The sequence below is a fragment of the Lentimonas sp. CC4 genome, assembly GCF_902728235.1.
Classification (GTDB): domain Bacteria; phylum Verrucomicrobiota; class Verrucomicrobiia; order Opitutales; family Coraliomargaritaceae; genus Lentimonas.
The window spans coordinates 923694-938141 of sequence record NZ_CACVBO010000001.1; the positions used below are offsets into that span (position 1 = coordinate 923694).

At 47.8% G+C, this 14448-nt stretch carries 14 protein-coding genes; 11 read left to right on the plus strand and 3 right to left on the minus strand.

Going from position 1 to position 14448, the window contains the following annotated elements:
• Window positions 1-7: 7 nt before the first annotated feature.
• Together rffA and GZZ87_RS04085 are read left to right on the plus strand one after the other, a co-directional pair.
• Window positions 8-1141: a dTDP-4-amino-4,6-dideoxygalactose transaminase gene (gene rffA, locus GZZ87_RS04080; protein ID WP_162026307.1), complete on the plus strand. Its 1134-nt coding sequence runs from the start codon at window positions 8-10 to the stop codon at window positions 1139-1141.
• Between the two features lie 67 nt (window positions 1142-1208).
• Window positions 1209-2036, plus strand: coding sequence for a class I SAM-dependent methyltransferase (locus GZZ87_RS04085; protein WP_162026306.1), 828 nt, complete (start codon window positions 1209-1211; stop codon window positions 2034-2036).
• Between the two features lie 293 nt (window positions 2037-2329).
• On the opposite strand, the gene GZZ87_RS04090 is transcribed toward GZZ87_RS04085, so the two are convergent.
• Window positions 2330-3022 (minus strand): glycosyltransferase family 2 protein, encoded by a 693-nt coding sequence (locus tag GZZ87_RS04090; protein WP_162026305.1) that lies wholly within the window; start codon window positions 3020-3022, stop codon window positions 2330-2332.
• 164 nt (window positions 3023-3186) lie between these two features.
• On the opposite strand from GZZ87_RS04090, the gene GZZ87_RS04095 reads away from it, so the two are divergent.
• The 3 genes from GZZ87_RS04095 to GZZ87_RS04105 all read left to right on the plus strand — a co-directional run bounded on the left by GZZ87_RS04095 (window position 3187) and on the right by GZZ87_RS04105 (window position 5714).
• The gene (locus GZZ87_RS04095; RefSeq protein ID WP_162026304.1) at window positions 3187-3387 is read left to right on the plus strand and encodes a hypothetical protein; all 201 of its coding nucleotides are present in this window, start codon (window positions 3187-3189) and stop codon (window positions 3385-3387) included.
• 10 nt (window positions 3388-3397) lie between these two features.
• Window positions 3398-4357 carry a glycosyltransferase family 2 protein gene (locus GZZ87_RS04100; RefSeq protein WP_162026303.1) on the plus strand — a complete coding sequence of 320 codons (960 nt, stop codon included), beginning with the start codon at window positions 3398-3400 and terminating at the stop codon, window positions 4355-4357.
• Between the two features lie 115 nt (window positions 4358-4472).
• On the plus strand, window positions 4473-5714 hold the full coding sequence (locus GZZ87_RS04105) for an oligosaccharide flippase family protein (protein WP_162026302.1): 1242 nt from the start codon (window positions 4473-4475) through the stop codon (window positions 5712-5714).
• Between the two features lie 14 nt (window positions 5715-5728).
• On the opposite strand, the gene GZZ87_RS04110 is transcribed toward GZZ87_RS04105, so the two are convergent.
• Window positions 5729-6676: a glycosyltransferase family 52 gene (locus GZZ87_RS04110; RefSeq protein WP_280178257.1), complete on the minus strand. Its 948-nt coding sequence runs from the start codon at window positions 6674-6676 to the stop codon at window positions 5729-5731.
• Window positions 6677-7182: 506 nt separating this feature from the next.
• Between GZZ87_RS04110 and pseB the strand changes: the two genes are divergently transcribed.
• From pseB to pseI, 6 genes are all read left to right on the plus strand, one after another.
• Entirely contained in the window at window positions 7183-8196 is a 1014-nt protein-coding gene (gene pseB, locus GZZ87_RS04115) for a UDP-N-acetylglucosamine 4,6-dehydratase (inverting) (RefSeq protein WP_162026300.1), read from the plus strand.
• Between the two features lie 91 nt (window positions 8197-8287).
• Window positions 8288-9493: a UDP-4-amino-4,6-dideoxy-N-acetyl-beta-L-altrosamine transaminase gene (gene pseC, locus GZZ87_RS04120; protein WP_162026299.1), complete on the plus strand. Its 1206-nt coding sequence runs from the start codon at window positions 8288-8290 to the stop codon at window positions 9491-9493.
• Window positions 9490-10206, plus strand: a complete 717-nt coding sequence (gene pseF / locus GZZ87_RS04125) for a pseudaminic acid cytidylyltransferase (protein WP_162026298.1) — start codon at window positions 9490-9492, stop codon at window positions 10204-10206. The genes pseC and pseF overlap by 4 nt, the downstream gene beginning before the upstream one ends.
• Window positions 10203-10835, plus strand: coding sequence for a pseudaminic acid biosynthesis-associated methylase (locus GZZ87_RS04130; RefSeq protein ID WP_162026297.1), 633 nt, complete (start codon window positions 10203-10205; stop codon window positions 10833-10835). Before pseF ends, GZZ87_RS04130 begins: the two co-directional genes overlap by 4 nt.
• 216 nt (window positions 10836-11051) lie before the next feature.
• Window positions 11052-12539, plus strand: coding sequence for a UDP-2,4-diacetamido-2,4,6-trideoxy-beta-L-altropyranose hydrolase (pseG, locus tag GZZ87_RS04135; protein ID WP_162026296.1), 1488 nt, complete (start codon window positions 11052-11054; stop codon window positions 12537-12539).
• A 169-nt stretch (window positions 12540-12708) separates the two neighbouring features.
• Window positions 12709-13788, plus strand: coding sequence for a pseudaminic acid synthase (gene pseI, locus GZZ87_RS04140; protein ID WP_162026295.1), 1080 nt, complete (start codon window positions 12709-12711; stop codon window positions 13786-13788).
• 65 nt (window positions 13789-13853) lie between these two features.
• On the opposite strand, the gene GZZ87_RS04145 is transcribed toward pseI, so the two are convergent.
• Complete coding sequence (locus GZZ87_RS04145) at window positions 13854-14327, minus strand: acyltransferase (protein WP_244648061.1); 474 nt, start codon at window positions 14325-14327, stop codon at window positions 13854-13856.
• Window positions 14328-14448 lie beyond the last annotated feature (121 nt).

Sequence of the window (14448 nt, forward strand, 5' to 3'; positions counted from 1 at the left end):
CACCACGATGATACCATTCAACAAACCATTCATAATCGGTAAAGAACTGGAGTATATTCAGGATGCGGTATCAAAAGGGCACCTTTCAGGCGACGGTGCCTACACCAAGAAATGCCACAAATGGATGGAGCAGCAGTATGGTGCAAAGAAGGTCCTACTCACCCACTCATGCACCGCTGCCTTAGAAATGGCAGCAATTCTGTCGAATCTGTCAACCGGCGATGAGGTAATCATGCCGTCCTATACCTTTGTCTCCACCGCCAACGCCTTCGTCATGAGGGGAGCGACTCCAGTTTGGTGCGACATCAGAGCCGACACTCTGAATATTGACGAAAATCAAATCGAAGCACTGATTACACCCAATACCAAAGCAATCACAGTGGTGCACTACGCTGGAGTCGCTGCAGAAATGGATACAATCATGGCAATAGCCCTGAAGCATAATTTGCTAGTGATTGAAGATGCCGCACAAGGCGTTAACGCTACATATAAGGGACGTTACTTAGGCACAATCGGCCACTTGGGAGCCTACAGTTTCCACGAAACAAAAAACATCATCACAGGTGAAGGAGGAGCGTTGCTCATCAACGATGAGCGCTTCATCAAGAGGTCTGAGGTCATACGAGAAAAGGGCACAAATCGCTGCCAATTCTTCCGAGGTGAAGTCGATAAATATACTTGGGTTGACATCGGATCATCCTTTCTACCATCCGAACTGGTTGCTGCATTTCTCTATGCACAACTAGAGGACTCCAAAATCATCACCACACAGCGAAAGCGCATCTTCCAGAGATACTATGAAGGCCTACATAGCCTAGAACGCCAAGGCATACTACGTAGACCAATAATCCCCGACACATGTGAGCACAATGCTCACATGTTTTATATCATACTAAACGAGGAGCCCGTTCGACATCATTTAATCCATCACCTGAAAGCACATGACATCCACTCCGTGTTCCATTATGTCCCCTTGCATAATTCACCCGCTGGAAAAAAATACGGAAAGCAAGCCTGCGCACTCCCCGTAACTGAACGCTACTCAGAGCGTCTACTTAGGTTGCCATGCTATTATGGACTAGATTCCCAATCGATTGACAGAGTTCTTAAGGCCGTTCACTTGCACCTCACTTCAATCTAATCGCCCATCATTAAGCACTGATGCACAGCCTCACTAGCTTCGACTGCAAAAAGCAAGAAATAGAGAAATGAACATCAATCAGCTAGCTAACAATTTAACACTATCACACGGGATCTGGAAATCAGGGGATAAATCAAGTATTTCCTACCCTGATGATGGGAACACTATTTTTTTCGAAATAGAAGATAATAGCTTCTGGTTCCAACATCGTAATCGTTGCCTTCGGAAAGTGATCAACCACTATAGGCCCAACGGAATGATATTGGATATCGGGGGAGGCAATGGCTATGTCACAAAGGGATTAATCGAAGAAGGATTTGACGTTTGCTTAATGGAGCCCGGTAAATCCGGCATTAAAAACGCCCAAAGACGTGGAATAGAAAATTTGATCTGCTCAACATTTCAAGACGCAGAATTTAAAGACGGAGTCATACCTGCAATCGGGCTATTTGATGTCTTAGAGCATATTGAGGATGAACAGGCACTACTAGATGAATTACACAGGTCCATGCAAAATGCTGGAAAACTCTACCTAACAGTCCCAGCACATCAGATACTATGGGCTCAGGAGGACATCGATGCGGGTCACTATAGAAGATACACCACCGAAAGTATTAAAAATGTCCTAGAAGCCTCAGGCTTTAGGATACTTCATTCTACTTATATTTTTTCACCGCTACCTCTACCGATATTTCTATTTCGATCCTTACCTAGTAGATTAGGATTAGTCAGAAATGCATCGAATGCAGATAAACACAAATCTGAACATTCTCATAAAAGGGGGCTCGTTGGAAAATTCATTGATTTGATGCTGAATCGAGAATTAGATAAAATCGCACTAAATAAAAGGATCGGAAAGGGAAGCAGCTGTCTCATCGTGGCAGAAAAACTGTAACTATAGCCTCCTCATTACCTCGACTTGTCGACATCTCTATGACGATCAGTGTGTGCGCATGGAGTAAGCGTCCGAGTGGTATCCGCCGAAGTTCTATTTGACTGCGATCAAAGTTACTCGATTCCGAACCGCGACTATCCTGAATTTGTCACCTTCGGAAGGCCTTGCAGCAGATCCGTCATATACGCAAGAGGAACGATCACCCCCGAGGCGAACAGATCAGTGTTCACTCATCTCGGCGACTACCCCCTGAACCGGTGAACACCGAAATACTCGCTTTGACGCTTGAGCGCCTAGCGAAACAAGCCGTATTTCAAGATCGCATAGATCGCGCGCACACCGTCGCGCCAGCCGATCTTCTTCCCCTCGTCGTAGGTTCTCCCATAATAAGAGATACCGACTTCATAAATGCGCACATGGAGCTTCGAGACCTTCGCAGTCAGTTCTGGCTCCACACCAAATCGATTTTCTTCGATTGTAATCTGCTGCAGCACCTCACGACGAAATATCTTATAGCAACACTCCATATCGCTCAGATTGAGATTCGTCATCATATTGCTCAACAGTGTCAGAAACTTGTTACCCATCATGTGCCAGAAAAAGACCACACGATGCGGGCCACCACCAATAAACCTAGAGCCAAAGACCACATCCGCTTGATCTTTTATAATCGGTTGAATCAACCCCGGAAGCTCCGCTGGATCATATTCTAAATCAGCATCTTGCACGGCAACCACATCGCCGGTCGCGGCAGCAAACCCAGTTCGTAAGGCGGCTCCCTTGCCTTGGTTCACCTCATGGTAGAGCTTCTTAAACACAGTATCTGTAAATTCAGACTCTAACAGCGCACGCGTGCCATCAGTCGAGTAATCATCCACTAAGATGATCTCTTTAATGTCCATCGCTTCAACCGCGCGCACACGCTGGACGATTGCGTGCAAAGTGCTTTTTTCGTTGTAAATAGGAATGACGATTGAAACCTGCATGATGATTTAAAAAGTGCGGCTGCACACACGAAGCGCAACAGTTATTCACAGTCAAAAATTAGGACATTCGAGACCCCACTACAGAGCAAACGCTGCTTGCCTAAATCCACCAAGCCTTAATCATCCGATTGAAGTATGACACTAGATCACCTTCAGCACACGACATGAGTAATCAACTAACCGCAGAGGATCCATGGAAAGCCGGTAGCTTTGAAGGTTGCCGAATTGCACAAACTCAGGAGATCAGCCAACGCCCCTTCATCGAACGTTTGCGCTGGGCCTGCGAAATGTCGGAAGTCATTCGCAAACGCGACCTAGCCGCAGGTCGTATTCCGCCCGCACTGAATCCCAATCGATACGACTAATCGCTAATCGATGATGCCCGAACCCAGCCTACAACTCTCCGTCGTCGTCCCTCTCTGCAACGAGGGGGCAACGCTCACCCCACTCTTTGAACAGATCAAAGCGGTCGTGGATCAGAAGAACCTCGGGAGCTTTGAAGTCATTTTCGTAGACGACGGCAGCACGGACGATTCTTGGGAGCAACTTACGCGGCTCAAACAAGTGCACCCTGAGCACGTTAGCGCGTTGCGCTTCCGACGAAACTACGGTAAAGCTGCCGCACTCTCTTCTGGGTTCGCTGAAGCTAAAGGTAAAATCGTGATCACGATGGACGCCGACCTACAAGACGAGCCTGCTGAGATCCCCAGCTTCATCGCAAAACTGAACGAAGGCCACGATTGCGTATCTGGCTGGAAACAACTGCGCCAAGACCCACTCGGCAAGACCCTTCCCTCAAAAGTATTTAACTGGGCAACCGCTGCGGCTTCTGGAGTCAAGATCCACGACTTCAACTGCGGCTTCAAAGCTTACAGAGCCGATGCCATTAAAAGCGTCGAAATCTATGGTGAACTCCATCGCTACATTCCGGTGCTCCTTGCCGCCGATGGCTACTCCATTACCGAGATTCCCGTCGAACACCACCGCCGCACCCACGGCGTCTCTAAATATGGCTGGACACGCTTACTCAAAGGCGGCTTGGACCTCATCACCGTCGTCGTGCTGACACGCTATTTAAAACGCCCAGGCCACTTCTTCGGCGGCTTCGGAATACTCAGTGGCAGTCTTGGATTTCTCATCCTTGCGACCCTTTCGATTCAGAAAATATTGTTCTCTATCTCGATCGGAAATCGTCCGCTATTCTTCCTCGGAATACTGCTCCTACTGCTCGGCGTCCAACTGATCTCCACAGGGCTGATCGGTGAGTTGATCAATTCCAATAACACTCGCTCACACTCACGCTCTGAGCGAAGCTCAGTTGTCGAGAATCTCTAGCCAAGCGAAGCCACCTGAATTCGCGGCTACACGGCATATGTAAATTCAACAGAGCACCACTCATAAGCGCCCAAAGCAGATACTTATGAATGGAGATCCAATGCCAGCATAATAAATGTCGATAAAAACTCAGATTACATCGGAACGCCTAACATTGGTTGCTGGAGTGCTGATAAATAAAGCGAGCTTGTTCATCTTCACCATTGCACTCGCTCGAACACTCGGCCCCGAACTGATGGGCATCTGGCAGACCGCAATACTCGTGGCATCGTATGGCTCATTACTCACACTGGGCGTCGTGAATGGAATGGGTCGAGATGTGCCGTATTTTCGCGGCGCGGGCGACATGCTTGCTGTAAGAAATACGATATCTACAACCTTTTGGACAACCACTGCTGCCTCAATACTCACGGGACTGGCCATATTAATAATTCTACTAGTATTCAATCCCTCGCAATGGCTGACATTAGGGTGCCTGCTTTTAATCGCACGAGCCTTCAACGCCTTTGGTCGCACGCTCCTAAGATCTTTTCAAGATTTCAAAAATCTTGGACTTTATGAGGGCTTGAGCGGATTAATCATCCTAGGCGCAACTATGATCATCATAGTAAAGCCGTCGTTAACTGTCGCAGGAGTCGGCTATACTTTAGCGCTGACCATACTCTCCCCGCTTTGGTTCCGTCGTCTCAGTCTTTCGCATTTTCAACATCGAACTTACCTGAGACTCTTAAAATTCGGAACGCCGATCATGCTCGCGGGAACCCTCTTTACTTTGCTCACTGCGATAGATCGAATCGTTATCTTGGCGACAATGTCGCAACAAGATCTTGGCATCTATACACCAGCAATTACCGCCTTAAATCTCGCAGCACTTGGACCAAGCATTGTTTCAACATATGTTTACCCAAAACTAGCAAAGGAATACGGGCGCACAAACGATTTAGGGCAGTTGCGCCCTCTCATCCTAAAGATTATGCAAGCCAATACAGGGCTCGCGATCGTCATTGCTGCTGCAAGTTTAATTACGTTAAATTTAATAGTCATCCCATGGCTCCTCCCCGCATACTCAGATGCTAAATGGCCCGTTGCCATTTCCTTGCTGGCCTCCATTCCACTTGCTTTTGCTATGAGCGTGGGAGACCTTTTCAATGTGATCGGCCATCAATTCCGCTACCTCAGAAACATACTGGCGGCGGTATTGATTAACGGCATCGTAGGTTTTGCTTTAGTGCAGTATGCAGGGCTGGGCTTAATTGGCGTTGCAATAGGATCCCTGGCTTCGACCTTGAGTTTTGCGGCACTTCAACTTTGGTCATACTCAGCCCTTAAGCGCTCAAGCCAATGCGAGCAAACGTAATACTCAATTCGCAACTACAAAAAATGTGGCTCATCTATATCTGATAATACTAATACCGTGCAACCGACACGTTCCATGATTTCACGTCGCTCCTGGTTGCCATCTAAATCGAAATAGAACTTTTCAGCCCCCTGTATGGTAATTAAGGCGGTCGAAAATAGACCGAAGACTCTTAACTCCCGCTCCTCAGCTGCGACAAATTCTTCAATGATCAGTGGGCTATCGATCGTCTCAAACGGGCGTTGCCTTTCACGTGGATGTGGGAAGTAAATCCCGCCGATCTGGTGATAAGCGCGTAGGAAGTTTTTAACGACATCTGGATCATACACTTTCTCAAACGGCTGCCCCAAGAAAATGTTGAGTTTGCCTCCACTGGCACGCGAGTTACGCGAATTCCCTAAAGTAACTGCGACTGGCTCTGGACCAAAAGTATGACACAAGTCCGGCCTTAATGCATAATGCCTGACAGCAACGCGACAGAGTTCTTCGGTTGAATAGCTCAAGAAAAGGCGCGAAAGCCAAAGTTTCTGATCTCGATCCCTCAGCCACTTCAACTGTGACTCTGAACTGTAATTTAGAGATCCATCATCCATTGTTGCAACTGAAGCGCCACACCACTGTGCAATCACTCGAAAACACCAAAGCCAAACGTTCGCAAGAATGACAATAGAAATTTCGCGACGAACAATCCAGCCGAGAAGAGTCGCGATTTTCCGCCATTCTTTAAACACACTGGCAAAGTGATGATTCCCGAGCTGAATGAAGACGCCATCTACCGAGATACTGCGCATGAGTGAATAGTATCTCTCCTCTTTTGGGGACGGCTTAAGAGATAGATACAGCACAAGCGGCGAAGGTAGTCCGTATTGCTTTACAATATTATAGGTAATATATGCCTGCAACGGCGACCTTAGAAGAAAAAGCGTGTGCTTTCGACGACCTCCTTTCCTAAAAAACCTCATGATGCCGCCAAATGTGAACCTGAGAGCGAAAAGAAGACATATAACGTCATATTTTGGTAGCCCCGAAGCATATTCGTGAGGGAGATTATTAGTAGTAAATTCAATTTCAGAGGACTATATGCCTTAATATGAACGGCTGTGAATCCGTTCTTTTGCAAGGTAAAATATTTAATCTCGGGATCGAACTCAAGGTCATGCCGAAAAAAAACATGGAGCGAAACCTCCTCGCCTCTGAGTGCCCGTTTTTCACTCTGCTATTGATTCACTGACGGACGCTCAAGCACCTCACGTAGCTGTAGAACTAGCAGCTCTCCCAAAGATACCGCGACTCTATCAAAGACTATGGGGCTTTGATAGAGTCAAACCAGCAGCATTCCACAACAACAAACAAAATACCAAGCTTATCTGGACAAATTCTACGAAAATGAAAAGATCACAGATCGCGCTAACGACAGCACACACTTCCCCTATATATTGACTCAACCCGACTCAGAGAAATAACAGGTATGGATCTCAACGGAAAATCAATCCTCATCACCGGCGGCACCGGCTCCTTTGGTCAGCATTTCATTAAGACAGTGCTCAAACGCTGGCCTCAAGTTCGGCGCATCGTCGTCTTTTCCCGAGATGAGCAAAAGCAATTCCAGATGGCGCAAGAGCTCTCACCTGTAGAGTATCCAGCACTTCGATACTTCATTGGCGACGTGCGCGACTATGATCGCCTTAAACGCGCTTATGAAGGCATTGACTACGTCGTCCATGCAGCAGCCATGAAGCACGTCCCCATCGCTGAATACAATCCGATGGAGTGCATTAAAACCAATGTCTATGGCGCTCAGAATGTGATCAACGCTGCGCTCGATTCAAACATCTCCCGAGTCGTTGCGCTTTCCACAGACAAAGCATCGGGAGCGATCAATCTTTACGGAGCGACGAAACTTTGCTCGGACAAACTATTCATCGCGGCAAACAATTTCAAAGGCACGCGCGACATCAACTTCTCGGTCGTCCGCTACGGCAACGTCATGGGATCAAATGGATCAGTCATTCCCTTCTTCCTCAAGCAACGTAAAGAAGGCGTGCTCACGATTACCGACCCCCAAATGACCCGCTTTAACATCACACTCGATCACGGAGTGGAACTCGTGCTCAAAGCACTCGATAGCGCTTGGGGCGGGGAAATCTTTGTGCCGCGCATTCCATCTTACCGGATCACTGATCTGGCCGAAGCAATTGCACCAGAATGTGAGCAGAAATTCACTGGCATACGAGCGGGCGAAAAAGTTCACGAAGAAATGGTAAGCGCATCGGACGCTCCCAACACTGTTTGCATCGACGACAGTTATGTCATCCTGCCGCATATCCCGAATTGGAATATGGATGCATACATGAAGCAATTTAACGCACAGCCCGTCGAGCTCGACTTTAACTACAACTCAGGGAGCAACGACCAATTTCTCAGCATCTCTGAAATTCGCGAACTGATCAGACGCCACATTGCCCCCTCTTTCTCCGTGTAAATTCGCTATCGACTGATGGCTCCTCACTAAGCTTGAGTCAAAAACATCGACTCTCGGTTCCAGCAAACTTTAGAGCGCTTATACTCAAGCCATGAATAAACGAGACTTCATACCTTACGGCCGACAAAGCATTGGAGACAGCGATATTGCTGCAGTCCGAAGTGCCCTAGAGTCCGACTTCCTAACTTCGGGTCCAGAAATCGAAGCGTTCGAAGGCGAGTTCGCTGAGTTCGTCGGCGCAAAGCACGCCGTGGCTGTTTGCAATGCCACCGCAGCCCTCCACCTCGCCATGCTCGTAACAGAGATCGGCCCAGGAGATCGTGTATTGACTACGCCCAATACTTTCCTCTCCTCTGCTAATTGCGCCGCCTTTGTCGGAGCCACGCCCGACTTTTGCGATATAGACCCAAACACGTATAACCTTTGCCCAAAGGCCCTCGCTCAAGCGTGGAAGGATGACACAAAAGCAGTCGTTGCCGTCGCCTACGCAGGCCAGCCTTGCGATATGCCTGCAATCGCTAAGATCGCTCGCTCACACGGCGCCGTCGTTATTGAGGACGCCTGCCATGGCACTGGTGGTGGTTTTGAGCTAGACGGACAGCGCTATAAAACCGGAGGTCATCCATGGGCAGACATTACAACATTCAGTTTTCACCCCGTCAAAACGATGACCACAGGAGAAGGGGGCATTCTCGTAACGAATAATGACGCCTACGCTCAAGCCGCACGCAAGCTAAGGTCGCATGGTATCACCCGCGAGGCAGAGCATTTCAGCGGGCTGGGGAGTGAGACACCCGCGCTCCAAGAGCAAGGCCCATGGTATTACGAGATGCAACACCTCGGCTACAACTACCGTATCACCGACCTGCAGTGCGCACTCGGGCGTAGCCAACTAAAGAAGTTACCCCGTTTCATTGAGCGCCGACGAGAGATTGTAGCGCGCTACAATGCGGCCTTTGCCGACTTGCCTTGGCTACAAACACCGCAAGTCCCTTCACCGCAAGACAGCACTCACATTTCGTGGCACTTATACTCAGTCCAGATCGATTTCACCGCCTTAAACCAAACTCGCACGGAAGTGATGCAACGCCTGCGCGAACAAGGCATTGGCAGCCAAGTGCTCTACATCCCGGTGTATCTACAGCCCTACTACCGAAATACCTACGGCTATAAACAGGGCAAATGCCCTATCGCGGAGTCTGTCTACGAAAAGACGCTAAGCCTGCCTCTATTCCCTCGCATGAGCGATACTGATGTTGAAACAGTCATTCACCGAGTGCGCAATCTGACCTCATGAGCCCACTACAAACCATTGCTGTAATTCCAGCCCGTGGAGGTAGCAAACGCATCCCCCACAAAAACATTAAACCCTTCTGCGGGAAGCCGATGATCACCTATTCGATCGAAGCGGCAATTAAGTGCGGCCTATTCGACCAAGTCATTGTCTCCACCGACGATGAAGAAATAGCCGAGATCGCAGAGAAGCATGGAGCGATCTGCCCCTTCCGACGTCCAGCCCATCTCTCCGGCGACTACACGCCAACGCTTCCAGTCGTTCGCCATGCGATCGAAACCGTCGAAGCGCAACAAAACACAGCACTCAAACAAGTTTGCTGCATCTACGCAACGGCACCATTCCTCAAGGTGAAAAACCTGCAAGCAGGCCATACTTGTTTGCAAGCAAACTCAGAACTAGAGTTCGCCTTTTCCGTGACGACTTACCCCGTCCCGATCCAACGGGCACTCTACCTTGACCCAAAAAGCGGCTCTATGAAAATGTTTCACCCTGAGCATGCCGACACTCGCTCTCAGGACCTCAAAGAGTCCTACCACGATGCAGGGCAATTCTATTGGGGCTGGCGCGACGCCTATATGCAGACTGAAAACATCTTCTTAGCGAAGTCCGCCCCCATACTTCTGCCTAGAGAAGAAGTGCAGGATATCGACACCCTCGAAGACTGGAATTGCGCCGAGCAGCTTCACCACCTACATTTAGCCCAACAATCATGACAGATAAAAAATTTGAGACTGAACAAGAATTATTTTGGGCAGGCAAATTCGGAACAGAATATATCGAACGCAACCAGGGTGACGCCCTGCTAGCCTCGAATCTAAATTTCTTCACGAATGCCCTCCAACGCGCCGACAAGCTGAACTCATGCATCGAGTTTGGTGCCAATATTGGCATGAACTTAAAAGCGCTCAAACTGCTGTATCCCGAGCTTAAACCGCAAGGCATTGAAATCAATGAGGATGCCGCTGCAGAATTACGCAAAGTAATCGGCTCAGAAAATGTATTCTGCCAATCCATCTTCAACTGGCAAACAAAGCAAACAGTCGATCTATCACTCATCAAAGGGGTGCTCATTCATATAAATCCCGAGAAACTAAAGGAGACTTACCAAGCCCTCTACCAAGCGTCCAATCGCTACGTGCTTGTATGTGAATATTACAATCCGGCTCCCGTTACAATCAGCTACCGAGGGCACAACGACCGCCTCTTCAAGCGAGACTTCGCCGGAGAAATGATGGATCTCTACCCCGACCTCAAGCTAGTGGACTACGGCTTCAGCTACCACCGCGACCCCGTCTTCCCACAAGACGACATCACTTGGTTTTTAATGGAAAAGAAAAAATAACGATACTGACATATCGCATAAGCTACTCTACGCATCTCTCATATCGGCTGAAACGAAGTTAATAATACAACTGAGAGCCGACTGTTTAAAGGAATTCCCAACCAGCCCGAGAAAAATAGCACCCAATGCGACGCACACTTAAATAGACCGAGATTCATTATTCTGTGCGACGAATAGAAAAGACGGCACGATGAAGAAATCCACGACTCATATAAAATGAACATTCTCATTCGTGCAGATGCAGGAGGTAATATCGGAACTGGGCATGTCATGCGAATGCTTGCCTTAGCACAGGCTTGCATGCGTCGAGGCTTGCACGTCACACTTGCTTCAGTCGATTGCCCCGCAGTATTAGCTCGTCGTGTGGCATCTCTCGGAATTGATATCCAACAGATCCATGCAGAAAAAATAGGCTCACACGAGGACGCGAAAAGCACACTAGCAGCAGCGAAAGAATTGAACTGCCAGTGGATTATTACCGATGGCTATCATTTCGACTATGAGTATCAAGTGCGCATCAAGCAGAGCGGACGCTCCCTACTCTGCCTTGACGACTACAAGTATACCGAACGCTGGCACTGCGACGCACTCCTCAACCAAAACCTGGATGCCGAGAAAACCCAGTCCTATTCGAGCGAAGCACACCACGCGCAACTATTACTGGGCGCACACTATTGCCTACTACGCGAGGAGTTTCTGAAGCACACAAATACCAGAAAGGAATGGAAAAAAATCGAACGTTTGCTCATCACACTGGGCGGTTCCGATCCAGAGAATGCAACAGAAGCAACTTTACAGTTAGTGGATTCAATCCCACTAGGGCGACAATTGCATATTCGAGTCATTGCTGGAGCAGATAATCCTCACCTCAATCGTCTGCGCGCCTTCAGCGGTCGACATCACATCGAGACACTTACAAATGTGCTAAACATGCCCGAGCAGTATGATTGGGCAGATGCCATCATATCAGCGGGAGGTAGCACATGCTGGGAATGGCTACACCGGGGACTTCCTGGCGCTATTGTAACGATTGCAGATAACCAGCTTCCAATCGTTAAAGCCTTAACAAAAGAACGAAAAGCAGCACTACCACTTGGATGGTTCCAACAGTTTGATTTTAAAAAGCACGGCTCACACCTCGCTACTTGGCTGGAAAACCCCAACAATTTGATCAACCAAGCAGAGGTAAGGTCAATAATCGATGGCAACGGGGCCGATCGGATCGCGGGTTTCCTCAGCGGACTCCCGTTCATGCTGCGAACTGCTCAAGCCCACGATTGCGGTCAATATTTGCAATGGGCGAACGATGCTATGGTTCGAGCAAATTCATTTTCTTCAAAAATAATCGACCCTGCGACGCACCGCCAGTGGTTTCAACGGCGTATTGAAAGTCCCAATGCATGCCTGTTAGTCGCCTGTAGCTTCGAAAACGATCCTATCGGGCAGGTCCGATTCGAATTCGACTCAGATACGAACTGCTGGACAATCGGTGTATCCATTGACGCACACTATCGCTCTAAAGGATTAGGTCGGACACTGATGCTTGAGGCCTTGAGATGGATGCGCCTACATCATGGCGACGACTTAACAATTCGAGCAGAGGTCATCAATACGAATACAGCGTCGGTGCGTTTATTTGAAGCATCCGGATTTACCACAGCAAGCACAGGTAAAGAATACACGACTTACTCCATAAACCCATGAACTGCCCATTCATCCTTATCGCACGCTCGCTCCCTGACATAGCCCCCGTGGATTGATGCCCGAAAGCCTTTCTTGAAATAGAAGATCTTCGTTTCACATTTGACTGAGCAAATCAACCTGACGCGGAGGTTCGAGACAAAGTGCACATCATAAAAAAAGAACACCCAGTATGACATCTCTACCAAATCACTGCATCGAAATTGATGGCCGCCTGATCGGAGCAGGTCATCCCACTTACGTAATTGCTGAGATATCTGCCAATCATAACCAAAACATCGACGAAGCGATTGATCTCATACAAATCGCTGCCAATAGTGGTGCAGATGCCGTCAAGATTCAGACCTATACGCCTGATACCATGACGATTCAATGCGAGAACGATTACTTCAAAATAGGGAAAGACACACTCTGGGAAGGGCGTAGCCTTTATGAACTCTATGGCGATGCCTATACACCGTGGGAATGGTTACCGGAATTACAGAAAGCCGCAAGAAACGCAAAAATCACACTGTTCTCCACTCCCTTCGACTCCACTTCGGTCAATTTCCTCGAACAACATAACGTCCCTGCGCACAAAATTGCTTCGTTCGAACTGACTGACCACCCCTTATTAGCTACCGTCGCTCAAACCGGAAAACCCGTCATTCTATCAACAGGACTCGCGAGCCTTGAAGAAATCACAGACGCTGTTGAAGTTTTGCGAACGAATGGCTGCGAACAATTGGCCCTGCTGAAATGCACAAGTGCCTACCCCGCTCCCCCAGAAGAAGCAAATCTAGCTAGGATTCCACACATGCAGGAAACATTCTCCGTGCCAGTAGGATTATCCGATCACACGATGGGCACAACCGTATCAGCCCTTGCTGTCAGCTTGGGTGCATGCATCATCGAAAAGCATTTCACCAAATCCCGAGCAGTGCCCGGCCCCGATAGCGCATTTTCTCTCGAACCTGATGAGTTGAAAGCCATGATCGAGGCGGTGCGCATTGCTGAAAAGGCGATTGGTCATGTGACTTACGACCTAACCGAGATGGAACGTAACAGTCGCACTTTTCGTCGTTCTATTTTTGCAGTCAAAGACATTCAACCAGGTGAAGAAATCAATGAATCCAATGTGAGAATCATTCGTCCTAGTTATGGACTCGCCCCAAAATACATGAATCAAGTTCTAGGGCTCAGGTCAAAAGGCAGCATACGACGTGGAACTCCCTTGTCTTGGGATCTAATCAATCATACATCCATCGAATAAGGGCCCCTAGAGAGCAAACACTTCCCCCATAAAATTACAAATAATTGAACTGACAATTAATCTGGCTAATTAAAAGCATTTTCAGACTTACATCTTTCATAATGCTCTATATCACGTGACTTAAAAACTTTAGCAGGATTACCTCCCGCTATTCCATACTTTTTAATATCGTTCACAACAACGCTACCCGCTTGAATAATGGCACCTTCTCCGATAGTAACGCCACCAAGAACAATCACTCTACTTCCAAGCCAGACTTGATCTTCAATTATAATATCTTTAAGAATATAGGTATCATCATAAGGAATTTTACTCCCCGAATCATAGTTATGAACCTGAGAGATCATTAAGCACTCAGGTCCTGAGTGGAAATTATTTCCAATGGTCACGGCTCCACCACCTCTAATCTTCATCCCATTAAAGTTAACATTATTACCCAACCGCGTATTTTTATTTACAGTTGATATACCATTTACCCTTAATCCACGACCAACTGAATAAGCGCTTTTAGTTACCCAATAAGTAAATATTCTACTCAATTGATTTTTTAATATTCCCGATATTTTTTTCCCTAGACTAAATACCAAATTCGACTCCTTAACTAATATAGATTCCTTTTTTACTGATTGAATGCTCAATTGATTCAATGGTAAAACATAT